This window comes from Frankia nepalensis (assembly GCF_016786325.1).
Lineage (GTDB): Bacteria > Actinomycetota > Actinomycetes > Frankiales > Frankiaceae > Pseudofrankia > Pseudofrankia nepalensis.
Map to the genome: position 1 here is coordinate 1 of NZ_JADWYU010000104.1, position 22,398 is coordinate 22,398.

General features: G+C 72.0%; 19 protein-coding genes and 1 pseudogene. 10 read left to right on the forward strand and 10 right to left on the reverse strand.

All coding sequences use genetic code 11. The features are described from left to right. Nucleotides 1-573: 573 nt before the first annotated feature. On the forward strand, nucleotides 574-2,703 hold the full coding sequence (locus tag I6A81_RS12600) for a hypothetical protein (protein ID WP_203002357.1): 2,130 nt from the start codon (nucleotides 574-576) through the stop codon (nucleotides 2,701-2,703). A gap of 494 nt (nucleotides 2,704-3,197) precedes the next feature. Here I6A81_RS12600 and I6A81_RS12605 read toward each other — a convergent pair whose 3' ends face one another. The 3 genes from I6A81_RS12605 to I6A81_RS12615 form a co-directional block, all read right to left on the reverse strand. After that, complete coding sequence (locus tag I6A81_RS12605) at nucleotides 3,198-4,157, reverse strand: beta-propeller fold lactonase family protein (RefSeq protein ID WP_307874627.1); 960 nt, start codon at nucleotides 4,155-4,157, stop codon at nucleotides 3,198-3,200. A 406-nt stretch (nucleotides 4,158-4,563) separates the two neighbouring features. Continuing rightward, complete coding sequence (locus I6A81_RS12610; protein WP_203002359.1) at nucleotides 4,564-5,280, reverse strand: hypothetical protein; 717 nt, start codon at nucleotides 5,278-5,280, stop codon at nucleotides 4,564-4,566. After that, nucleotides 5,277-5,504 carry a hypothetical protein gene (locus tag I6A81_RS12615; protein ID WP_203002360.1) on the reverse strand — a complete coding sequence of 76 codons (228 nt, stop codon included), beginning with the start codon at nucleotides 5,502-5,504 and terminating at the stop codon, nucleotides 5,277-5,279. Before I6A81_RS12615 ends, I6A81_RS12610 begins: the two co-directional genes overlap by 4 nt. A gap of 457 nt (nucleotides 5,505-5,961) precedes the next feature. On the opposite strand from I6A81_RS12615, the gene I6A81_RS12620 reads away from it, so the two are divergent. From I6A81_RS12620 to I6A81_RS12630, 3 genes are all read left to right on the forward strand, one after another. After that, nucleotides 5,962-6,369 carry a YciI family protein gene (locus tag I6A81_RS12620; protein ID WP_407661292.1) on the forward strand — a complete coding sequence of 136 codons (408 nt, stop codon included), beginning with the start codon at nucleotides 5,962-5,964 and terminating at the stop codon, nucleotides 6,367-6,369. Further along, on the forward strand, nucleotides 6,366-7,511 hold the full coding sequence (locus I6A81_RS12625; protein WP_203002361.1) for an RNA polymerase sigma factor: 1,146 nt from the start codon (nucleotides 6,366-6,368) through the stop codon (nucleotides 7,509-7,511). The genes I6A81_RS12620 and I6A81_RS12625 overlap by 4 nt, the downstream gene beginning before the upstream one ends. A 608-nt stretch (nucleotides 7,512-8,119) precedes the next feature. Beyond that, nucleotides 8,120-8,584, forward strand: a complete 465-nt coding sequence (locus tag I6A81_RS12630; protein ID WP_203002362.1) for a hypothetical protein — start codon at nucleotides 8,120-8,122, stop codon at nucleotides 8,582-8,584. Nucleotides 8,585-8,695: 111 nt separating this feature from the next. Here I6A81_RS12630 and I6A81_RS12635 read toward each other — a convergent pair whose 3' ends face one another. The 3 genes from I6A81_RS12635 to I6A81_RS12645 form a co-directional block, all read right to left on the reverse strand. After that, nucleotides 8,696-9,781, reverse strand: a complete 1,086-nt coding sequence (locus I6A81_RS12635; protein WP_307874628.1) for a hypothetical protein — start codon at nucleotides 9,779-9,781, stop codon at nucleotides 8,696-8,698. 622 nt (nucleotides 9,782-10,403) lie between these two features. After that, nucleotides 10,404-10,940 (reverse strand): maleylpyruvate isomerase family mycothiol-dependent enzyme, encoded by a 537-nt coding sequence (locus tag I6A81_RS12640; RefSeq protein ID WP_203002364.1) that lies wholly within the window; start codon nucleotides 10,938-10,940, stop codon nucleotides 10,404-10,406. Further along, nucleotides 10,933-11,535, reverse strand: coding sequence for a DUF488 domain-containing protein (locus I6A81_RS12645; protein ID WP_203002365.1), 603 nt, complete (start codon nucleotides 11,533-11,535; stop codon nucleotides 10,933-10,935). The genes I6A81_RS12640 and I6A81_RS12645 overlap by 8 nt, the downstream gene beginning before the upstream one ends. A 162-nt stretch (nucleotides 11,536-11,697) precedes the next feature. Here I6A81_RS12645 and I6A81_RS12650 point away from each other — a divergent pair, with 162 nt between their 5' ends. Together I6A81_RS12650 and I6A81_RS12655 are read left to right on the forward strand one after the other, a co-directional pair. Then, a complete protein-coding gene (locus tag I6A81_RS12650) occupies nucleotides 11,698-12,636 on the forward strand; it encodes an ATP-binding cassette domain-containing protein (protein ID WP_203002366.1) in 939 nt (312 codons plus the stop codon). Then, nucleotides 12,633-13,382 (forward strand): ABC transporter permease, encoded by a 750-nt coding sequence (locus I6A81_RS12655; RefSeq protein WP_203002367.1) that lies wholly within the window; start codon nucleotides 12,633-12,635, stop codon nucleotides 13,380-13,382. Before I6A81_RS12650 ends, I6A81_RS12655 begins: the two co-directional genes overlap by 4 nt. Here I6A81_RS12655 and I6A81_RS44830 read toward each other — a convergent pair. Beyond that, a pseudogene (locus I6A81_RS44830) lies at nucleotides 13,366-16,563 on the reverse strand (BTAD domain-containing putative transcriptional regulator). The gene I6A81_RS12655 and the pseudogene I6A81_RS44830 sit on opposite strands and share 17 nt — an antisense overlap. A 75-nt stretch (nucleotides 16,564-16,638) precedes the next feature. On the opposite strand from I6A81_RS44830, the gene I6A81_RS12665 reads away from it, so the two are divergent. After that, a complete protein-coding gene (locus tag I6A81_RS12665; RefSeq protein ID WP_203002369.1) occupies nucleotides 16,639-17,661 on the forward strand; it encodes a TIGR03885 family FMN-dependent LLM class oxidoreductase in 1,023 nt (340 codons plus the stop codon). Continuing rightward, the gene (locus I6A81_RS12670; RefSeq protein ID WP_203002370.1) at nucleotides 17,658-19,340 is read left to right on the forward strand and encodes an alpha-amylase family protein; all 1,683 of its coding nucleotides are present in this window, start codon (nucleotides 17,658-17,660) and stop codon (nucleotides 19,338-19,340) included. Before I6A81_RS12665 ends, I6A81_RS12670 begins: the two co-directional genes overlap by 4 nt. 73 nt (nucleotides 19,341-19,413) lie before the next feature. Here the strand turns inward: I6A81_RS12670 and I6A81_RS12675 are convergent, their stop codons facing one another. Together I6A81_RS12675 and I6A81_RS12680 are read right to left on the reverse strand one after the other, a co-directional pair. Further along, the gene (locus I6A81_RS12675) at nucleotides 19,414-19,998 is read right to left on the reverse strand and encodes a Fic/DOC family protein (RefSeq protein ID WP_203002371.1); all 585 of its coding nucleotides are present in this window, start codon (nucleotides 19,996-19,998) and stop codon (nucleotides 19,414-19,416) included. 105 nt (nucleotides 19,999-20,103) lie between these two features. Then, nucleotides 20,104-20,697, reverse strand: a complete 594-nt coding sequence (locus tag I6A81_RS12680; RefSeq protein WP_203002372.1) for a Panacea domain-containing protein — start codon at nucleotides 20,695-20,697, stop codon at nucleotides 20,104-20,106. Between the two features lie 326 nt (nucleotides 20,698-21,023). Here I6A81_RS12680 and I6A81_RS12685 point away from each other — a divergent pair, with 326 nt between their 5' ends. Beyond that, nucleotides 21,024-21,206 carry a hypothetical protein gene (locus tag I6A81_RS12685; protein WP_203002373.1) on the forward strand — a complete coding sequence of 61 codons (183 nt, stop codon included), beginning with the start codon at nucleotides 21,024-21,026 and terminating at the stop codon, nucleotides 21,204-21,206. A gap of 572 nt (nucleotides 21,207-21,778) precedes the next feature. On the opposite strand, the gene I6A81_RS45520 is transcribed toward I6A81_RS12685, so the two are convergent. Further along, complete coding sequence (locus I6A81_RS45520) at nucleotides 21,779-22,075, reverse strand: hypothetical protein (RefSeq protein WP_203002374.1); 297 nt, start codon at nucleotides 22,073-22,075, stop codon at nucleotides 21,779-21,781. A gap of 133 nt (nucleotides 22,076-22,208) precedes the next feature. On the opposite strand from I6A81_RS45520, the gene I6A81_RS45525 reads away from it, so the two are divergent. Continuing rightward, nucleotides 22,209-22,337, forward strand: coding sequence for an excalibur calcium-binding domain-containing protein (locus I6A81_RS45525; RefSeq protein WP_203002375.1), 129 nt, complete (start codon nucleotides 22,209-22,211; stop codon nucleotides 22,335-22,337). The last annotated feature ends 61 nt before the right edge of the window (nucleotides 22,338-22,398 follow it).

Sequence of the window (22,398 nt, forward strand, 5' to 3'; positions counted from 1 at the left end):
CATCCGTCTTACCCCTGATCAGACGCTCGACATTGCGCACGATCCGATCACACCGCTCGGCGAACCAGGCCACATCCGCCGCCGTCGCGGGTTCCTCGGACACGTTTCTCCCAATTTCGTCGTGGTCCAGGCGGCACAATGGGCACGGCCGCGGTGTCTGGCGTTCGTCGCTGCCGCGGGCACCGCGTCAGGTCGGCCGGCCCGGGTCGCATGAACCCCATCGAGCGGGGGCAATTGTTACAGACATCCGCCCACTGATGAACTGGAGAACAAAGAATCTCCACCCAACAGTCACATCTCGTGCCGAACACTCTGGAAGCTCGAGCAACGGACAAGTGGCGCGTCGACAACTCCGGGGCTCGCGACGTTCGCTCGCCGCGGGCGCCTCGGCCACGTCGGTGGCGAGACGCGGATCGGCCAGCAGTCGGTCCCGGTGGTGGTTGCCGCGGACGAACGTCGACAGCGTCCGCGACGCGGAGGCCGGCGCGCCCGCGACGTGGCACTCGCGGGGTCGCTGCCCGGCTCGGGCGGGGCTGGGCGGAAATGTCGGTGGTGGCGGGCAGACTGCGGCGCATGCTCGAAGGACTTGACGCGATCGACTGGGCGTCGATGCACCATGCGTATGGCACGGCCGAGGAGGTGCCGCGGCTGCTGCGGGCGCTGCGCTCCCCCGACGCGGACGAGCGGAAGAAGGCTCTCGACAGGTTCTACGGTGCCGTCCACCACCAGGGCGACGTCTACGCCTGCACGGCGGCGAGCGTGCCGTTCCTGGTCGAGATGGCGCGCGACGCCACCACACCGGACCGCGCCTCGCTCGTCAGCCTGGTGGTGAGCATCGGGAGCAGCACCCTCGAATACCTCGACTACTGGAACGTCAACCATCCCGGCGAACCAATCTTCGTTTGTGCCCCCAGCGGTGAGGACTGCGGCGACGCCCTCTGGGCCGCGATCGCGGCATTACGCGCCCAAGGGGCGGCCTTCGTCGCCTGGGCAGCTGACGCCGACGCCCGGCTGCGTAGAGAGGCGATTCCCGGGCTTGGGCTGTTCCTCGACGACGAGAACCGGGCCGTGTCGGTGCTGCTCGGCCGCCTGGCCGCCGAGCCGGGGATCGCCGAGCGGCTCGAGGTCGTGGAGACGCTGGCGACGCTGACGCGACGCACGCCGGACCTGCTGGACGACATGCTGGCGTGGTTCGACGCCGTCGCCGCCGATCCCAGCAGGGATCCCGCCACCAGGCTCGCGGCCCTCGTCCAGCGGGCCCGCTGCGCCCCGGACCAGATCGGCGACAGCGTCGTCCCCACCGCGCTCGATCTCCTGGACAGCCTGGCGCGCCTGTCCGTTCCCGCCGAGGAATGGGCGGACCCGCCCCAGCGGGAGGTTCCTCCCGCCGATCCGGCTCCCGCCTCCGAGGCGCCGCCGCAGGTCGTCGCCGCCTTCGAGGCCATGGAGCGGCAGGGGCGCAGCCACGCGCCGACGACCGGGCTTCTGCGGACGTTCCACGAGACGCTCGGGTCGCGCGTTCCCCAGCGCACCGCCCTGCTCGTCGGACAACTGGGATTCCCCGACCCCGGAACCCGCCTGGACGCGATCCGCATGAGCGGCCAGCTGATGGAGTCCTGGCGCGGTGACCACACCTTCCTCGTCCTGTGCCTCGCCGACCAGCTCGCCGATGCCCAGCTCGACGTCGCCACCGAGGCCGCCGAGGTCCTCGATGCCTGTCACCCGATCGCCGGACCCGCCCGCGAGACCCTCGCCGCGCACGTCGCCGCGCAGCGCGCGGCCCACGGCCCCGACGTCTGGGCCGCCCCGTCGCCAAGGCTCCGCCGGGCGCACCAGGAAGCGGTCCGCGCGCTCGCCCGGCTCGGCGACGAGCGCGCCGTACCCAGCCTCCTCGTGGCGTTGGAAAGCGGGGTCGACGACTGGCGCGCGGCGCCGGTCGCCCGGGCGCTGCCCGGCGCCGCCGACCAGCTCGTCCCGCCGCTGTGCGCCCTGCTGCGCCGCCTCGACCCCACCCAGCACCGGTCCGAGATGAGCGCGAGCGCGCTGCTGTCCACGCTCGGCGCGCTCGGCGATCCGGCGGCGCTGCCCGTGATCGTCGACGTGCTCGCCACGGCGCCCCATCATGGGCGCACCGCATGCGCGGCCCTGGAGTCACTGGCGGCGTTCGGTCCCGCCGCCGCGCCCGCCCTCGCGGCAATCCGACCACTGACCGCCTCGGCGAACCCGCATGTGAACTCCGCGGCGCTCTGCGCGCTGTGGGCCGTCGGCCGCGACCACGACGAGGTCCTGCCGCTCCTGCGCGACCGGCTCGACGAGACAATCCCCTTCCAGATCTCGGGAGCGGCCGAGACCCTCGGCCAGATCGGCCCGCGCGCGGCGGCGGCGCTGCCACGCCTGCGCGAACTCCTGGCGCACAACTACGAATGGGTCCGGGTTCCCTGCGCCGCCGCGATCTGGGAGATCGGCGGCGAACCCGAGGCTCCCGTCGTGCTGGACACCCTGCTGCAGGCCTGGAACCAGAACCCCGCGACCGCCAATGACGTGGTGGCCTGCCTCGACCGGATGGGCCCCGCGGCGGCGCCGGCCCTCCCAACGCTGCGGGGAGAACTGGCGCTCCCCAACCGCCGCGGCAGGTTCGACAGCATCGACACGGACGAGGAACTACAGCGGGTCAGCCGCGCGATCCTCGCGCGCTTCGCCTGATTCGGCTCGGCCCGGACCGGGCGGCAACCTGCCGGAGATCGTCGTCCCGCTCCTCGACCACGGCACGGAACTGATCATCCATGCGACAAGGCGATCCAGTTCGGCGAACCACGCATCGACATCGGAGGCGCTCGGTCCCGCTGGAGGCGGCGGCTCACGGGCCGTGGGCCGATCCTCGGCGAGCAGCGCGTAGCCGACGCTGTCGAGCCACTGTCCGCGGCGGGCGCCCGAGCGCCGGTGGCCATCCGCCGCCGCCACGGCATGGCCCGCTGGTGGCGTGGCGCGGAGGGACAGGGGCGCGGAGGGACAGGAGGGTGACTCCGCTGTCCGTCGCCTGTCTGCCTCGCGGGCCGTGGCGTCGTCCCGGCCGGTCCGGCGGCGCGGTCGCGGCCGGCCGGGACGTCGTTCTGGTCTGGCCCGGCAGGGCGGGGGTCGGGGCGGTTCTTCAGCCGCGCTGCCGGCAACGGGTCCGGGCGCGGCGTGAAGCCGCCGCGCTACTTCTGGATTGCCACGCTGGTCGGTCCGGCGCCGACCGGGACGGTGGCGACGGGGCCGCCGTTCTGGGCCTCGAGCACTGTCACCGCGTTCGCGATGTTCCTCGAGACGTAGATGCGTGGGCTGAGCAGGTCGTCGGCGACCGCGACGGCCGCCGCGCCCCCTCCGCCGCCAGCAAAGGTGCGCACCACGCTGTTCGTGTCGACATCGACGACGGAGACGGTTCCACCGACGTTGGCGACGTAGACCCGCGACTCGCGCGCGTCACTGTCAATGGCCACGCCCCTGGGGAAGGTACCGGCGCCGAGGGCGACGGTGCCGACGACGGCGCTCATCCGGGCGTCGATGACCGTCACGGTTGTCTCGCCGGAGTTGGCGACGTACACCCGCGGGCTGGACAGGTCGTCGCTCGCGGCCACGCCCTCCGGAAACAGGCCGACCGGGATCGTCTGGACGACCGTGTTGTTGGCGAGGTTGATGACCGAAAGGGTTCCGTCCTCGTAGTTGGTGACGTAGCCGATGTGGTAGGTCCTGGCGTCCAGGATGGCGATGTCGACCGGGCCCACGCCGACCGGGATGGTGTCGACGACGGAGTTCGTCGCCGTGTCGATCACGGACACGGTGCTCGACGCGTAGTTGGTGACGTAGGCGCGTCGGAGGCCGGTGGATACCGCCACCCCGGTGGGCTGGCCGCCGACCGGAATGGTTCCAACGATGACATCCCGGGTTGTGTCGATCACCGCCACGGTGTCCGTGGAAAAGCTGGTGACATAGGCCCGGGGGGTGGGCGAGCTGGTGGTGGCGACGTCGTATGGGGCGGCGACGGGAATGGTGCCGACAACAGCGTTACTGCCGGCGTCCACCACCGAGACCGTGTTTCCCAGGTTGTTGGCCACATAGATCTTCGGGTCCCCCAGCGCCTCCGCCTGGCCAGGCGCGGCGAGGACCGTGAACGCCACCGCCGCGGCCGGAACGGCCCGGAGAGCCCACGCTCGTCTCTTCCGCCGCCCGCCCTGCTCGCGGAGAAGTGGGGATGCATTTCGCAGTTCCGAGGACATCGGGCCTCCGATTCAGAAGCGACCTTCACCGACCGCGGCGCCACCAGAAGCCGGCAGGCAATGACCGACAGTGATCGACCGAGACCATAGTCCCGAAGCGGCCCAAGTAGTCCGTTGGCCCGTCTTGCGCCGAGGTGGCTGGCGTGTTCACGGAAAAGGCCGCACGGCACCCGTGTCGGACTTCCTTCGGTGTTCCCGGACAGGCGGCGCGACGGGCCGCCTGTCCGGCGAACCAGACCGGAAACCTCCCGGCGCCAGAGTCCGGGCGCCCGCGACAGCGTCAAGGAAGTCGCCGGGCCCGGCAGACCTAGGTCGGGCGCGGCGGCGTCCCCGCGAGGACGATGCCGTCGGCGATGCGGTGCGCCACGGCCACATCCGGATAGCTCGGACCGCTCAGATCGACCGCGAGCACGACCCCGGTCCCGTCGATCCACGCAAGGGTCGTCTGGTATCGGAGCCCGGCCGGGACAGGACCGGGAAGCCGAAGCGAACTCGCCGAGGTGGTGGCGTCGTGACGCAGGACGATCGCCGGCCGTCCGCCGACGGAGTCCCGGATGACTTCGATCTGGCCGCAGCCGGCGTTCACGTAGGAGTCGACGTCTCTGATCATGGCGCTGATGTTCGTGACCGCCTCGGGCCGCCAGCCCACCGTCACCCACGCCGCCGACGGGTTCGCCTCGGCCCCGCCGGCCGCCTCGTCGGCGATGAACAGGCTCCTGAACGTCGTCGGGCCGAAGTTCCAGACCTCGCGGCTCAGGATGCCGGTCTGCACGCCGGGCACGCTCTGGTTCCGGATGATGGGCGGGCCGAGCAGCTGCCCGGAGCTGTCGATGTCAAGCCTGTGTGTCAGCCCGGGCAGCCACGTCACGGAGAAGCCGCCGAACGGCGACGCGGGAGGCCTGGCGGGCATCTCATGCGCGTCCGTCCACCCGCAGCCGGCGAGCAGGCCGGCAGGCACTCCGACACCGAGAGCGATCAGGACGACCAACGCCGCGGCGCCGCCGACCCGGCGGGGACGCCTCACGCAGCCGCGCGGGGCACCGGGAGGCCCGGGCTCGTGACGGCCGCCGACCGGTCGCAACCCCCGGGGTCACGGGTCGCGGCGGTCACCCCGCCGACGGCCAGCGCGACGGCCAGCGCCGTGGTGCGCGGCGGCGCGGTGGTGCGCGGCGGCGCGGTGCCACGCTCAGCGACGAACCGCTCGAACGGCCGGTCGTCACGGCGCCGCGTCGCGCACGTGTCCGCCATGGGTGGTGCTCCTTCCGCCGTCCGGCCCTACCTCTCAGACGCGGCCAGCCACCCAAAGCACAGACAGCAAAACACACAACAAATACACCAAGACATCGAAAATGATCATTGCCGCCCCAACGGGGCGAAGGTGGATCGCGCATCGACCTTCGTGACGGTCGTGACCCGCGTGTTCGCTCCGCTCGCCCGCCCTCTCGCGCCTCAGGTGATCATTGTGAGAGGGATGACGACCACCGAGGGCTCCGTGAGGCACCGATCGGACTCGACCGATGAGTTCCGCGGGCCGAGACGGTCCGACGAGCATGGGCGCGCCCGCCACCCGCCACGAGCCCGCTGGGCGATGGCGGCCAGAACAGGTCCTGGAAATTCAGCGCCCCAGGGTGTCGAGAACGTCGTGCTGGCTCCGTCCCAGGGACACGAGCGGCCACGACGGGCCGCGCGATGAAGGAGGACCATCGTGAAGTACCTGCTGCTCAAGCACTACCGAGGTGGCCCGGCCCCCGCGGTCGACTGGGCGCCGATGGACCAGTGGACGCCGGAGGAGGTCGACGCGCACATGCAGTACATGCGCGACTTCGCGGCCCGCCTGGAGGAGACGGGTGAGTTCGTCGACGCCCAGGCGCTGGCGCCCGGGGGCACGTTCGTGCGGTACGACGGCGAGGGGCGCCCGCCGGTGACCGATGGCCCGTTCGCCGAGACCAAGGACCTCATCGCCGGCTGGATGGTCATCGACGTGGAGTCCTGGGACCGCGCGGTCGAGCTGGCCGGGGAGCTGTCCGCCGCTCCCGGCGCCGGCGGCGAGCCGATCCACGAGTGGCTCGAGGTTCGGCCGTTCCTCACCGAGCCGCCCACGGTCACCGAGTGAACGAGTCGCTGCTGCGGGAGCTCGTGCCCGCGGTGATCGGCGTCCTCGTCCGGCGCGGAGCCGACTTCGCGTCGGCCGAGGACGCCGTGCAGGAGGCCCTGATCCGGGCGCTCGCGACCTGGCCGGACGATCCTCCGCGCGATCCGAAGGCCTGGCTCGTCACGGCCGCGTGGCACAGGTTCCTCGACGCCGCCCGTGCCGAGACGTCGCGGCGGGGGCGGGAGCTCACCGTGGACGCCGAGCCACCCGCCGGCCAGGCGCCCGCCACGGACGACACGCTGCGGCTCTACTTCCTGTGCGCGCACCCCACCCTGCCGCCGGGCTCGGCCGTCGCCCTGACGCTGCGCGCGGTCGGCGGCCTGACCACCCGGCAGATCGCGACGGCGTACCTCGTCCCCGAGGCGACCATGGCGCAGCGGATCAGCCGGGCCAAGCGGCGGATCGCGGGGCTGCCGCTCGACCAGCCCGGCGATCTCGGGACGGTGCTGCGGGTGCTCTACCTCGTCTTCAACGAGGGGTACGGCGGCGACGTCGACCTGGCGGCCGAGGCGATCCGCCTCACCCGCCAACTCGTCGCTTTGACCGACGATCCCGAGGTCGCGGGGCTGCTCGCGCTCATGCTGCTCCACCACGCGCGCCGCGCGTCTCGCACCGGGCCGGGAGGCCGCCTGGTGCCGCTTGCCGAGCAGGACCGGTCGCGCTGGGACACCGGTCTGATCACCGAGGGGGTGGCGATCCTGCAGGCCGCGCTGGCCCGCGACCAGTTGGGTGAGTACCAGGCGCAGGCCGCGATCGCCGCCCTGCACGCGGACGCCCGGAGCACCTCCGAGACCGACTGGGTGCAGATCGTGGAGTGGTACGACGAACTGCTGCGCATCACCGGAAGCCCTGTGGTGCGGCTCAACCGCGCGGTGGCGGTCGGCGAGGCCGACGGGCCGCGGGCCGGCCTGGCGGCGCTCGCCGACGTGAGCCCCGATCTGCCCCGGTACGCCGCGGTGACGGCCTACCTGCGCGAACGCGCCGGTGACCTGGAGCACGCCGCCGACCTGTATGTCGAGGCCTCCCGCGCCGCTACCAGCGTGCAGGAGCGTGACCACCTCACTCGACAGGCCGCGCGGGTACGCCAACGGCCGCGGCCGTGAGCGCGGCATCCATCCCACTGGCATTTCGCGGGGGACCCCAACCGGGCAAGGTCGGCGCGGGCGGCTCCCTGATGGGGGAGTCTCCCTGGTCTCCTGGCCTGGTTCGACGCCGCCGCCGGTCCCAGGGGGTCGGTTTTCGCGGACCGGCGCCGAGTGCGTTCGGTCACAGCCATCTGGCCGACCCGCGCACGGTCGACGTAGAGCATCCAGGTTCCGACGGGCTTCGCCCGCCTGGCCCCGACGACGAGCGTGGCCGCGCCCGCTTCGGCGTCCCGGACGAGCGCGGCGCGCAGGCCGACCCGTTTCGCCAGGTCCCGCATGGTGCGCGGTCGCGTGGTCGGGCGCGAGGTGCCCCCGCGGGAACGGTGGACACCGGGTGAGCATCGGCCCTGCCAGGTGGATCCGCTTGGACCCGCTTCCCGGTCCCGGCCGAGCCGAGAGCGGTCGTTCAGCGCCGGCCTCCGCAACGATCTGAGCGTTTGCTCCAAGACAGTGCCGTTTGACCCGGACACTTGGCGGAGCTGACGCGACGTTGAGGGGGGCTCGTGTGGCGCAGGTCGTCCGCTGCTGTCCAGGAAAGTGCCCGACGAACCACGAAGGGCACTGAGATGCGAGGTCGAGACCGCCACCAGCAACCCGACAGCGCTCCCGAGAGCGCCGACGAACGCACCACTCGGATCCGCCAGAACATCTCTGCCAGCGCCAACGTGGCCGCCGAGGTACTGGTCACGGTCGACTTCGACGAGCTTGGGACGGCGGAACAGATCGCCTACGCGCAGGCATTGGCGACCGTGGCCATGGTCGGCCGACTCGACCAGATCATGTGGCAGATGGAGCAGATGGAGCCGTCGCCTCCCAAGGTCACCGAAGATCTCATGGACCGGCTGGACCAGATGGCCCAGGAGCTTCGATGGATCCGGGACACGACCGTGGGCCAACGCGCCGAGTCGTCCTCCCGGTGGCGGAACAGTCCCTCGGTGGTCCGCCAGCCGGGCCCCCGCGACGAGCCCGACCGCGCCGAGGTGTGCCAGACCTGCCTCGCGCCGCACGACCAGCCGGTGCGGGACGGCTGACCGGCGGACCTGTACCGCGGACCCGCCAGCGAGGCGCGGCGATCTCGCCGCGCCCGCCCGGCGCTTCCGCCCTCCTTCCCTTTCCGGCGACGTCAGGCCCTTCCCGTGGCGTCAGGTGAGTGGCATGACCCGCACGATCCGGACGGACGTGCCGGACGTGCCGACGGCGGGGAAGGCGACGCTGCCGTCGGCGTAGTCCTTGGCCTCGACGTAGGTGTGGTCCGGCACGGCGATCGTGAACTGGCCGCCCACGGCCCTGCCGGTGTTGGTGTCGTACACCTGGGCGGCGGTCGAGGATCCGGACTTCCAGGTCAGGAGCATCCTGCCCGCGCCGTAGGCGACCAGGTGTGAGTGCTGGGTCCCGGCAGCGGTGACGACCGTCTGGTCGGACGCGCCGGTGGAGAAGTGCTCCAGCCGCACCTGGTTTCCGTTGCTCCAGGCAGTCCAGTAGCCCGGGGTAGCGGCCGGCACGATGTTGCCGCCGAACAGGGTCCCGTCACAGACCCCGAGCACGACGGTCTGGCGGGTGTCGGGACGGGCGATGCGGCAGTTGTTGTCCGTGGCGCAGACCATCGCGAAGTGGCCGGTCCTGGGGTCCCAGGTGATGTGGGAGTCCCAGGCGTGGCTGCAGCCCCATTCGAAACTGTCGTGCCCGGAGACCAGGGCGCCGGTGGTGGCGTTGACCACCTGCATCCGGTCACCCTCGTGGATGTCGACACAGCCGCCGTTGGCGACGGTGATCGCCGCCTCGAAGTAGGCGGCGTAGTTGGTGCCGTCGTAGGCCAGGGTGCCGTGGTGGTTGTACCACCACACGAAAATGGCCCCCGGGTCGTAACCGCCGCGGCTGCTGGTCAGGTTGGTGACCTGCCGCTCCCACACCTGCCTGCCGGAGTTGTCGAGGCGAACCATCCACATGGCCCTGGTCGGGCTGGATGTTCCGCCGCACAGCTTCCCGCCGCCCTGCGGGCCGGGGCGGGTCAGCAGGACCACCACGCCGTCCGCGTCGGCCCTGACGTCCTGCAGGTCGACCCCGTCCAGGGACGTGGGAGTGCCGACCAGCTGGTCGGCGCAGTCCAGCCTGCCTACGCGGACCTTGGAGTCGGTGCCCAACCAGGCCAGCCACGACCCTCCGCTCGGCGCCGCGGCGATCGCGGCCGGCAACGGGTCGGTGTCGCCCCGCGGCGCGAAGCTGACCACCTGGGACCCCAGGCTGACCTCGGTGATCCTCGTTGTCGGCGAGGCGCCCGCCGCCCGCCCACAGCCACCGGGCGCCGGACCGGGCGGGGCCGTGGTTCGTGGAGGCGTCGGGGTCGCCGCCGGGGCCGTGGTAGGCGGAGGCGTCGGGGTTCCCGTCGGAGTGGCGGACGGCGACGACGGTGTGGTCGGCCGGACCGAAGGCGACGTCGTCGGGGTGCCCCCCGCGCCGCCTCCGCCACCTGGGAAGCCTGCGGGTACGCAGCCGGCGATCGCGGCGACGGCGACCACCACCAGGGTCGAGTTCCGGGCTGCCCGTTTCAAGGACATGCGTCCTCCGTCGAGTCGGGACCCCTCCCGATGGAACAGTCGTTCCGCGGCCGCGAGAGGTTGCCGATTCGCCGAGATTTTCCTGTTTGACGGGCCTCGCGAGTGACGGGCCCCGCGAGCGGCCACGACAGGCGAACAGGTCGACCTGATGGCCGCTGGGGCTACTCCATGGACATCAACCAACGGAGGTGGCGATCTTCGTTTTGGGCTGCGTGGCTCTCTGCCCCCTGTTTTGAAGAGGAGCCCGCGAAGACCAAGCTGTGCGCGCCCGTCGGCGGTCAGAAGGGTCGGACTGTCAGAAGGCGGTGTTCGCGAGCCAGGTCGTCCAGTGCTCCCGCTCGCCGGCGACCACCAGCCGGTCGTCATCGCCGGGGATCCGGCGCATCAGCGCGAGAAACAGGTCCGCCGCGGCACCACGCACCGCGACGTCGCTCGTGCCGTGACCCTGTTCCCAGCCGATCCCGGACGCGCCGCCGCGGATCATCCACTCCCCCGCGGCGCCGAGGCCCTCGTCGGTGGCATGCAGGTGCATGGTGGCCCCTTCCCGCGGTACCGCGGTGTCGGGCCGTGCGGCGAGCAGGCCGAGCCACTCCGCGATCCCGTCGGCGGCGAGCGCGGGCTCAATCGGATGATCGACACCCAGCGCGAGCGCGGCGTCGACCCGGTGGACCACCGACTCGTGCAGCAGCCGCCGGACCCACCAGCGCGCCGGCTGTAGGCCGGTACCCGTCCACACCGGCGCATCCGGGTCGGCGGCGACGGCCTCCAGCGGTAGCCGCGGGCTTTCCTGAAGCCATCGGCTGGTAGTTCCAAGGCTGTTCGCGTCATGCATGTCGGGCGGGAAAAAGGTCGTCGTAGACGAGCAGGCCGTCGGGGCGGAGCCGGACGCCTGCCGTGGGTGTGTGGTCGACGAGACGGCCGTCGGGCATGAGGTGCCGGACGGTCCAGCCGTGGGCGAGGACCGCGACGTCGGCGATGATCCGGCGGTGGCAGCGCCACCAGACCGACTCGCTGCACAGCACGGTCGTCCGCGCCTGCTCGGCCTCGGCGAGCAGCCGGTCCATCGCGACCAGGAACCGCGGGTCACGGGTGTAGCCGGCGTACCCGCGGAAGGACGCGTTCCGCCAGATCACATCGGGGGAATCCGGCTTCGGCCGGCGGAAGCCGCCGAGTTCCTGTTCCCAGCGATAACCGATTCCGGCCGCCGGTAGCCACTCCACCAGGCAGGCACGGGCGACGTCGGGGTTCCGCCGGCTGCCGGGCACGCTGCGAACGTCCACGACCGTCTGCACCCCGGCGCCGCGCAGCAGCGCGGTCAGCGTCTCCCGATCCGCCGTGCCGTGACCGACCGTGAACAGCGCATGACCCTGGCCCGGCCGCTCTCGCGGCGAGTCCGGTGACGCGTGATCGCGGGGAGAGCCGGTCATACCGATGGTGTCGCCACCACGCGGTGGCCCGACACGTCCAGCCCGCCGACCGCCGACTTCGGGCGCTACGACGCGAAGGTCCCGCTCGCCGTCAGAACACCCTCTCGGCCCGTGTCAGCGGCGTGGCGGCCGGGTGTCAGGCCCGGTGGCGATGGTGGGCCCATGACAAGTCCGGCGATTTCAGTTTCAGGGCTACGCAAGGCGTATGGCGACAAGGTCGTGCTCGACGGCATCGACTTCGAGGTCGCCGCGGGATCGGTTTTCTCCCTGCTCGGCCCGAACGGGGCGGGCAAGACGACGACGGTGAACGTGCTGACCACGTTGCTGAAGGCCGACGGTGGGACGGTGCGCGTCGCCGGGCACGACATCGCGACCGAGGCCAGGGCGGTACGCGCGGCGATCGGGGTCACCGGTCAGTTCGCGGCGGTGGACGAGCTGCTGTCGGGGCAGGAGAACCTGCAACTGATGGTGGATCTCCACCGGGTGGGCTCCGGCCAGGGCGGGCGGGTCGTCGCGGAGCTGCTGGAGCGGTTCGACCTGGTGGAGTCGGCGCGGAAGCTGGTGTCGACCTACTCCGGCGGGATGCGCCGGAAACTGGACCTGGCGATGACGCTCGTCGGCAACCCGCGGATCATCTTCCTGGACGAGCCGACGACGGGGCTGGATCCGCGCAGCCGCCGCACGATGTGGGAGATCGTGCGCGGGCTGGTGGCCGATGGTGTGACCGTCTTCCTCACCACCCAGTACCTCGAGGAAGCCGATCAGCTCGCCGACCGGGTCGCGGTGCTCGACCAGGGCCGCCTGGTCGCCCAGGGCACTCCCGACGACCTCAAGCGCCAGGTCCCCGGCACACACGTCCGGCTCCGCTTCGCCACCGTCTCCGAGCTCGACGCGGCCGCGCGGCTGTTCACCGGCTCCACGCGCGACGACGAGGCGCTGGCGTTGCGGGTTCCCAGCGATGGCGGGACGAAGTCGCTGCGGGCCCTGCTGGACAGGCTCGACGAACACTCCCTCGGCGCGGAGGAGTTCTCCGTGCACACGCCCGACCTCGACGACGTCTTCCTCGCCCTGACGGGCCACGCCACGGAGGCCACCCGATGAGCACCAAGTCCCCTTCGCTGGTCATGCTGCGCCGCAACTTCAAGCACATCGCCCGGAATCCGACGTCGGTTTTCAATGCCGTCCTGATGCCGGTCGTACTCATGTTGATGTTCGTGTACGTGTTCGGGGACGCTTTCGACGTCGGCGTCGACTACGTCGACTACGTGACGCCGGGACTGATGCTGCTGGCCGTCTGCTACGGGCTGGGGGCCACCGCGACGGCGGTGAACTCCGACATGACCAAGGGAATCATCAACCGGTTCAAGGTCATGGACGTCTCCCGCGGCGCGGTGTTGACCGGTCACGTCGTCGCCAGCGTGCTGACCAACCTGATCGCCATCGCGGCCCTCGTCGGGGTCGCCTTCCTGCTGGGATTCAACCCGGCGGCGGGGCTGCTCGACTGGCTCGGCGTGATCGGCGTCGTCGTGCTGCTCGGTTTCGCGGCCGGCTGGCTCACGGTCGCCCTGGGACTGGCGGCGAAGTCTCCGGAAACGGCGGGTATCGCCGCCGTTCCCCTGGTCATGCTGCCGTTCTTCAGCAGCGCGATCGTGCCGGCGGAGAAGATGGGGCCGGGCATCCGGCAGTTCGCCGAGTACCAGCCCTTCACGCCGGTCATCGAAACCGTGCGCGGGCTGCTCGACAGCGCTCCGTCCTCCGGCGACGCGATCGCCGCGGTCGCCTGGTGCGTCGGCATCGCTCTCGTCGGGTACCTGTGGGCGCGGTCCACGTTCACGAAGCGAGCGTGACCTCGACCAGCTCGGGCCAGCTCGTCCGCGTACCCTCCCGCGTCACCTCGGCGAACCGTGCTTAGCCGAGGTGTCGCCGCGCGTCCCGCTCGATCCTGGCCGCGTCCGGGTGGGAGCGGTCCGGCAGTCCGCGTACGCCGACGCTGGCCGCGAGCAACCGCGCCGCCTGGTCGTACTGGTCGAGGCGGACCGCCAGGTCCGCGACCCCGATGAGTATCTGGGCGATCAGGGGCGCGTATCCCACCTCGGACGCCGCCTGCCAGGCGGCGACGCGGTGGGTGCGGGCCTCACGGAGATCGTCGGCCAGGTAGCCGAGCACGTCATGAATCCCCGCGCGGATGTTCGCCTGCTCCGCGTCGTCGCCCAGGAAGGTGGTCGCGACGCCGAGCTGATGGCGGGCCTCCCCGGCGTTGCCGGCCCAACGAGCGAGCTCCGCCTTGGCGAGCGCCAGCTCGACCAGTGCGTACGGCCAGGTGACCCCTTCGGCGTTCCGTTCGGCCTCGGCGATGGCGGCCGCGCTGGCGTCGCCATCGCCGTGCAGCCAGTACAGGAGGGCCTGTTGGGTCCGCAGCAGGATGACGTCCTCGATGGCGCCGACCTCGGTGATGGCCGCGATCGCCTGTTCATAGTGCGCGCACGCGCCGGCGAACTCGCCGCGCGTGGCGAGTTCGCCGGCCAGCTCGGACAGGGCGGTGGAAATCCCGAATCGTTCGCCGAGCGCCTGGAACTCGCCGAGTGCCCGCTCCAGATGCGTCTGGGCGTCCTGCGCGCCCTGGCCAGTCACGATCCGCATCTTGCCGAGGTGCAGCCGGGCCAGTGCGCGTACCCAGGGGTCTTCGCTGGCCAGCAACGGCTCGAACGCGGACACCGCGGCGTCCGGCGCCCGCAGCAGGCGTTCCATCGGGGCGACCAGTTCCAGCAGCGGGTTGTGGTGCTGACACTGCTGGCTGAACCGGTACGCCTTGTGGATCCATTCCGCGCCCTGCCGTTCGGCGCCCCGCCCCGAGGTCACGAAGAGCACCACCAGCGCGTACGTCATCGCCCGGACGTCGTCGGTCACCTCGCCGGGGAGCTCGGTGGCCGCGATCATCAGCTCGATGCCCTCGGCGCGGCGCCCGCCGAGCCACCAGTACCAGCCGGCCGCCGCCGCGAGCCGCATCGCCGCCTGCGCGTCGCCGGCCGCGATCGCCCCCCGCATCGCGGCACTGATGTCGTCGTGCTCGGCCTCGAGCGTGGCGAGCCAGGCCAGTTGCTCGGCGCGGCGCAGGTGTGGCTCCGCGGTCTCGGCGAGCTCGGTGAAGTAGGCGAGATGCGCCTGGCGAGCCAGGTCTGACTCCCCCGCTTCGGCGAGCCGGTCCGCGGCGTACTCCCTGATCGTGCCGAGCATCCGATAACGCGGCGCGCCAGCGCCCCCGGTGACCAGCAGGGACTTCTCGGCCAGCGAGCTGAGCAGCTCGAGCACCTCGTCGGGCTCGACCGCGTCGCCGGCGCAGACCCGCTCGGCCGCCTCCAGGCTTCCCCCGCCCGAGAAGACCGACAGCCTGCGCAGCACCATCCGCTCGGCCTCGGTCAGCAGCTCCCAGCTCCAGTCGACCACCGCGCGCAGCGTCCTGTGCCGCGGCAGCGCGGTCCGGCTACCGCTGGTCAGCAGGCGGAACCGGTCGTCGAGCCGGTGGGCGAGCTGATCGATGGACATCGTGCGCAACCGGGCCGCCGCCAGCTCGATCGCCAGTGGCATCCCGTCCAGGGCCCGGCAGACGCGCGCCATCGTCGCCAGCGTGTCGGCGTCGGCCGCGAGATCCCGGCGCACCGCCCCGGCCCGGTCGCGCAGCAACTGGACGGCGGGCGCGGACTCGATCTCGTCCGGGCCCGCGTCCCCCGCCGGCAGGGCCAGCGGCTCGACCGACCACAGCGCCTCCCCGGTGATGCCGAGGGGTTCCCGGCTCGTCGCCAGGATCCGCAGCCGCCGGCACTCCCCGAGCACCCGGTCGACGAACACCGCCGCCGGCTCGATCACATGCTCGCAGTTGTCCAGGATCAGCAGCGCCTCCCGCTCGCGGATCGCGGCGATGAGGCGGTCCGTCAGCTCCGCGTTCGGGGCCCCGCCGAGCAGGGCGTCGCGCAGGCCGAGCCCGGCGAGCGCCGCCTGCGCCACGTCGCCGTCCGCGCCGATCGCGGCGAGCTCCACCAGCCAGGCCCCGTCCGGCAGCTCGCCGAGCAGCGTGCGCGCGGTCTCCGTGGCCAGCCTCGTCTTCCCCGCGCCGCCCGGCCCGATCACCGTGGTGAGCCGGTGCCCGGCGATGAGCTCGCGGACGGCGGCGACCTCGGCGCCCCTGCCGACGAAGGTGGTCAGCTCGGCCCGCAGGTTGGTCGCGCGGCGCTCCTCCCGGCCCAGCTCACCGCGGTCCGGTTCGCCGCGGCCCGGTTCGCCGCGGCCCAGCTCACCGCGGCCCAGCTCACCGCGCAGCAGCGCGACGTGCAGCGCGGCCAGCTCCGGCGACGGGTCGACGCCCAGCGCGTCCGCCAGTGCCTCCCGCGCGCGCTGGTACACCAGCAGGGCCTCGCTGCCACGACCGGCCGCGACGAGGGCGCGCATCAGCGCGGCGCCGAGCCGTTCCCGCACCGGGTGCGCGGCCACCAGGTCGGTCAGCTCCGTGACCAGCCGTGCGCCCCGGCCGAGGGTGACCTCCGCGTCGGCCCACTCCTCCGTGGCGGTCAGGCGCAAACCCTCGAGCCGGACGGCCGCCGCGTCGAACGCGGCGCTGTCCTCCAGGCCGACGTCCCGCATGGCCGCGCCGCGCCACAGCTCCAGGGCCTCGCGCAGCAGCCGCGCCCGCGTGGAGCCGTCGTCGCGGGCCTGGCCCGCGGCGACGAGGCGTTCGAACCGCGCGGCGTCGACGGCGTCGGGCTGGACCGCCAGCCGGTAGCCGTCCGTGTGCCCCTCGACCGCCCCGTCCGGCAGCACCTTGCGCAGCCGGGAGACCAGGCGCTGCAGGGCGTTCGCCGCGTCGGCCGGCGGGTGATCCCCCCAGATCCAGTCGACGAGCGACGCCTTCGGGACCACATGACCCGGCCTGCGCGCGAGGGCGACCAGCAGTCCGCGCAGCCGCGCGCCTGGCACGTCGACCAGGCCACCGTCGGCCGTCCGGACTTCCAACGGCCCGAGCATCCCGATCCGCACCCACCGATTTTGGCATGGACGTCCGGCGGGCAGCGGATCACGGATTAGCGCCCGAATCGTGGGCAAGAGCGAGAGGTGACTCTTTTCGGCATTCATGCGTCTCACGAGCAGATTGCCCCCGGCGAGCTGCTGCGTGCCGTCGTTCGGGCGGAGCAGGCAGGTTTTGGTGCGGCGATGTCGTCCGACCACTTCTCGCCGTGGAGCGCGCGCCAGGGCGAGTCCGGCTTCGCCTGGACCTGGCTGGGAGCCGCGCTGCAGGCGACCGGACTGCCGTTCGGGGTCGTCACGGCGCCCGGCCAGCGCTATCACCCGGCGGTCAGCGCGCAGGCCATCGCCACGGTCGCCGCGATGTTCCCCGGCCGGTTCTGGGCAGCGCTCGGCACCGGAGAGGCCAGCAACGAGCACATCACCGGCGACCCGTGGCCGGCGAAGCCGGTGCGCGCGGCCCGGCTGCGGGAGTGCGTCGACGTGCTGCGCGCCCTGTTCGCCGGCGAGGAGGTCACCCATCACGGCCTGGTCACCGTCGACCGTGCCCAGTTGTGGACCCTGCCCGCCGAGCCGCCGGCACTCGTCGGCGCGGCCGTCAGTCCCGAGACGGCCGCCTGGTGCGCCGAGTGGGCCGACGGCCTGATCACCGTCAACGCGCCGGAGGAGCGGCTGCGCGCCGTAGCCAACGCCTACCGGGACGCCGGCGGGCGTGGCCCGCTGCGCCTCCAGGTGCATCTCAGCTATGCGGCCGACGCCGACGAGGCGAGACGGATCGCCCACGAGCAGTGGCGCTCCAACGTGTTCGCCCCACCGGCCTGCTGGGACATCGACCACGTCGACACCTTCGACACGGTGTCCGAGCACGTGCCGCCGGAACTCGTCGCGAAGACCGTCAACGTGTCCAACGAGCCGGGCTGGCACGCGGAGCGCCTCGCCCGCTACCGCGAGCTCGGCTTCGAAGAGATCTACCTGCATCATGTCGGCCAGCACCTCGACGAGTTCATCGACGTGTTCGCCAGCTCGGTGCTGCCCGGCCTCGCGGGCACCCCTGGCACCCCTGGCAAGCCGGGCACCCCGGCGGCCGCGTGGCCGGAGGCGGTGTCCGCATGAGGCTGGCCAGGACCGCCGACCTGTGGTGGAAGAACGCGGTCATCTACTGCCTCGACGTCGAGACGTTCTTTGACTCCGACGGCGACGGCCGCGGCGACTTCCGCGGGCTGTGCCAGCGCGTCGACCACCTGCACGAGCTGGGTGTCACCTGCCTGTGGCTGATGCCCTTCTACCCGACACCCGACCGCGACGACGGCTACGACATCACCGACTTCTACGGTGTCGACCGTCGTCTCGGCACGCACGGCGACCTGGTGGAGTTCCTGCGCCTCGCCCGCGACCGCGGCATGCGGGTGATCGTCGACCTGGTGGTCAACCACACCTCCGACCAGCACCCGTGGTTCCGGGCGGCGCGCTCGAGCCCCGACTCGCCCTACCGCGACTTCTACGTGTGGCGGTCCGAGCCGCCGCCGGACGGGCCGTCCGGAGTGGTGTTCCCGGACAAGGAGGACAGCCTCTGGCAGTACGACGACGAAGCCGGCGAGTACTACCTGCACCGGTTCTACAAGCACCAGCCCGACCTCAACGTCGCCAGCCCCGCCGTCCGCGACGAGATCGCCCGGGTGATGGGCTTCTGGCTGGAACTCGGGGTGTCGGGATTCCGGGTGGACGCCGTCCCGTTCCTGCTGGAGACCGCCGGCGCCCTCGACGCCGGCGACCTGCCGGACCCGCACGACTACCTGCGCGACCTGCGGGCGTTCCTGTCCCGCCGCGCCGGCGAGGCCGTCCTGCTCGGCGAGGTCAACCTGCCCTACCCCGACCTGCGCCGGTTCTTCGGCGACGAGGACGGCGACGAGCTCACGATGTGCTTCGACTTCCCCGGCATGCAGTCGCTCTACCTGGCGCTCGCCCGCGGAGACGCCGCCCCGCTCGCCACCGCGCTCCGGGAACGGCCGGCCGCGCCGAAGGACGGCCACTGGGCGACCTTCGTCCGCAACCACGACGAGCTGACCCTGGACAAGCTGAGCGACGACGAACGGGCCGAGGTCTTCGCCGCGTTCGGCCCCGACCCGGCGATGCAGCTCTACGGGCGTGGGCTGCGCCGCCGGCTGCCATCGATGCTCGGCGGGGACCAGGCGCGGCTGCGGCTTGCCTACAGCCTGCTGTTCACGCTGCCCGGCACGCCGACCCTCTTCTACGGCGAGGAGATCGGCATGGCGGAGAACCTCGCCGCCGAGGGCCGCCTCGCCGTGCGAACCCCGATGCAGTGGACCGACGGCCCTGGCGGCGGGTTCTCGACCGCCGCGCCCAACCAGTTGGCCGGACCCGTCGTGGAGGGCGCGTTCGGGCCCGCCAACGTCAACGTCGCCACGCAGCGGGACGACCCGGAATCGCTGCTCTCCTGGTTCACCGGAATAATCCGGCAATACCGGCGCTGCCCGGAGTTCGCCTGGGGTACCTGCGTGATCCTCGACTGCCCCGGTTCCTCGGCGGCGTTCGCGCACCGCGCCGACCTCGACGGCCAGACCGTCGTCGCCGTCCACAACCTGGGCAAGGAACCGATCACGGTTCACCTGCCGCTGGCCGGCGCGGACCGCGGCACCCGGCTGGCCACGCTCGCCGGAGCCCACCAGGCCACCGACGATCTCGTCACCGGCGACGACGGCCGCGTCGAGCTCAGCCTGGACGGCTACGGATTCTGCTGGCTGCGTGTCCGCCCGCCCCACCCGGGCGGTTAACCGCGGGCCAGCGTCGGGCGCTCACGGCCGCGGTCGTTGGCGTACCAGCGTGGATCCCGCTGGTGCCCAAGCGCTACATCCGGGGCGCGATGGCGGGAGCGAGAAGCTTGATCAACGCGTGCGGCTTTCCGGTGGTGAGGTACCGGTGGCAGGCCGCGTCGTTGTCGCGGCGGGTGAGGGACTCCCAAGCGACCGTCCAGCCGGCGTGCGCGGCGAACTGCCGGAGGAACGCGCGCTGCGTCCGCCCGTTGCCCTCCCGGAACGGGTGGATGGCGTTCAGCTCGCCGTACACGGTGGCGAACGCGATGACGTAGGAGTCCCACTCCAACGTGACCAGCAGCCTGCGCGTGGCGAGCTTGCCGAACAGCTGCTCCAGTCGGTGGTCGACGTCCTGCGCGCGGCAGAACCCCACCTCGCCCTTGTAGATGTCGACCGTGCGCAGCTCACCCGCCCAGTCGTAGACGTCCTGAAACAGGAAGCGATGGAACCGGCGCAGGTGCGCCAGGTCGTAGGCACCGGGAAGGGTCGAGGCGGTGAGCGCGGCGTTGCGGACACCGGCGAGCTCATGCTCTGCCTTGTCGAGTTCCTTGGCGTCCCGGATGTCCAGCAGGTTGCGCAGGCATTCGGTGCCCGGCCAGCAGTACGGGTCGTCATCCACGAGTGCGCCTTTTCCCTAGTCGTCTCGCCAAGGCGGCCTTTCGCGCCCTGGGCCCTCGCGCGCTGGGCACCCAGAGCCCGGCTCCTGGAAAGGTCACAGCGGCCGTCACGGCTTCCGGTAAAGGGCGATCATTTCGCCGATGATCTCGTCCGCCGCGCGCGTCCCGGTGGCCGCGTCGCGCAGCCTGTCCAGCATGTGCGGGCCGAACTCGTGCCCCTCGAGGCGCGCGCTGCCCACGGCGACGCTCACCGCGACCTCCGGTGAGCTGCACAGCCGGCGGTAGTAGCCCGCCATCTCCGCCGGATCGATCACCTTGGCGGACCGCCGGGCGAAAACACGCCCCTTGCGGGCACGTTGCCACGGCAGCTCGACGCGGACGATCCGGGACAGCTCGTCGCCCGAGATGGCGCCGTAGAACCTGATGACCCACTCGACGACCTCGCGCGCCCGTTCACCGAGCCCTCGGGGATTCCCGGCCGGCCACTCGCCTACCTCGCGCTGGCGGCGGTGCCGCTCGTAGAGAGGTCGGACCATCGGGCCATGGCGCCACGCCTCGATGTCCGCACCGAACATGCGCTCACCGTGATCGGCCAGGTGCCAGGCCTGCGCGTAGTAGACAAGCCCCTGAAGCCGCGTGGTCCGCATGACGCCGAGCCGGTCGAGGAGGAACGCGGCGACGTCGTCGACGTTCTGCGCCATCACGTCCTCCCCCGCGGACAGTGGCTACGCCCCGCGGCCGTGCCTACCCAGTCGCACCCACGCGGCCGCGCCCACGGCCGCGCTCACGCGGGCGTGCCCACGCGGACCCACCCGTTCTGCCCGCGATACGGCTCACGCCCTACATCTCCAAGTTTAGGGCGAGCTGCCGGGCACGCCGGCCGCATCGCGCCAGCTCCGGTGCCGCGGACCGAGTGGTTCACCACACGGACGGTCGGCGAGACCCAGTTCCGCGAGAGCGCCGGATGGTGCCACTCGGCGGGGTCCCCTTCGATCGACCGGAAGGCCCACGACGGATGATAGGAGCCGTGGAACACCAGCCGCCTCCATCAGGTCACGCTCGGGAACTCGAGTACCGCCGACGCCAGCGCAGGGCCGCCCAGCTCGCCTTCGCGGACATGGTCGCCGACGCCGAACGCCTCGGCCTCTACGACATCAGACCCGACACGCGGACGGCGCCCAGAGCCGTCCGCAAGCAGACCGAAGCCTGACCACCAGCGTTCTCCGCGCTCCCCGACGCCTGCGCCCTCGGGTCCAGCAGCCCGCGACGGCCAATGACGTGGTGGCCTGTCTGGACCGGACGGGCCCCGCGGCCGATTCGGCATCATCGATACCGGCGAGGAAATCCAGCCGGCCAGCTACAGATCCTCGCGCGCTTCGCCTAACCCGGGGCCGACCAGGAAAGCCGCGGAAAGCGAAGGAAGCTGCGACAAGGAGCCGGAACCGGTTCGACGCGACGACTCGACTAGTGCCGCATCAGCGAAGGTTTGCCCGCGCCGTGGGCCGGTGCCGGTGCCGGTGAAGTGTCCGCGGTAGCGCGGTTCCTGGCTCGCGTTCTGGCGGACACTTCGGGGTCGCCACTCACGGGACGGGTGGCCAGCGGCCGGGCGAACGTGGGTGGGTACGGCAAGCGGCCACCCAGGACAACCGCGAGCCTACGAACCAACGCGGCAGAACAGCCGGAGTGACGCGCCCCTACCCCTCCAACGTTTCACCCCGTGGTTTCCCATATGCTGCCCGCCTCACCAACAGGGGGGTTGGAGATGGCCTACGGGGGTCCAGGTCAGCCGCGGCCGAATTGGCGGCGAATCGCAAAGATCACAGGTGCCGTGGTCGGCGGGCTGTTCCTCTTTTTACTCGTTCTCGGGCTAATACTGCCCAAACCGGACAAAGAGAAGGACGCGGCGACAGTCAGCGCCACGGCTTCGGCCTCGACGGCCATCGAGACGCCGTCAACGCCGCCGCCCATCACGGCAAGCGCCGCGGCGGTGGCCGCGGAGCCCTCGACGACCGTTCCGGTTCCGGCGACGACCCGTCCGGCGGCACCGCCGACGACCCGGCCCGCGGCACCGCCGGCCACCCAGCAGGCGCCACCGCCACCGCCACCGGCGACGCAACAGGCCCCACCGCCCGCGCAGGCGCCAGCCCAACCGCCGGCACAGCAGCCACCGGCACAGCAGCAGCCACAGCAGCCACCTCCGCCGCCCGCCGCGGTGACCTACAAGAACTGCGACGCGGTCCGCGCCGCCGGGGCCGCGCCGCTGTACCGGGGACAGCCCGGCTACACCGAGGGCTCACGTGGCCTCGACCGCGACAGCGACGGCGTCGCCTGCGAAAACTGACCGGACGCGGCACGACGGCTGGGCTCGTCCACACCTGTTCGAGCCCAGCCACGTCGCCAGA

Coding starts and splice junctions, on each gene's coding strand:
- I6A81_RS12600 (WP_203002357.1), top strand. CDS start 574: ATGCTCGAAGGACTTGACGCGATCGACTGGGCGTCGATGCACCATGCG.
- I6A81_RS12615 (WP_203002360.1), bottom strand. CDS start 5,504: ATGGCGGACACGTGCGCGACGCGGCGCCGTGACGACCGGCCGTTCGAG.
- I6A81_RS12630 (WP_203002362.1), top strand. CDS start 8,120: ATGCGAGGTCGAGACCGCCACCAGCAACCCGACAGCGCTCCCGAGAGC.
- I6A81_RS12640 (WP_203002364.1), bottom strand. CDS start 10,940: ATGCATGACGCGAACAGCCTTGGAACTACCAGCCGATGGCTTCAGGAA.
- I6A81_RS12645 (WP_203002365.1), bottom strand. CDS start 11,535: ATGACCGGCTCTCCCCGCGATCACGCGTCACCGGACTCGCCGCGAGAG.
- I6A81_RS12650 (WP_203002366.1), top strand. CDS start 11,698: ATGACAAGTCCGGCGATTTCAGTTTCAGGGCTACGCAAGGCGTATGGC.
- I6A81_RS12655 (WP_203002367.1), top strand. CDS start 12,633: ATGAGCACCAAGTCCCCTTCGCTGGTCATGCTGCGCCGCAACTTCAAG.
- I6A81_RS12670 (WP_203002370.1), top strand. CDS start 17,658: ATGAGGCTGGCCAGGACCGCCGACCTGTGGTGGAAGAACGCGGTCATC.
- I6A81_RS12680 (WP_203002372.1), bottom strand. CDS start 20,697: ATGGCGCAGAACGTCGACGACGTCGCCGCGTTCCTCCTCGACCGGCTC.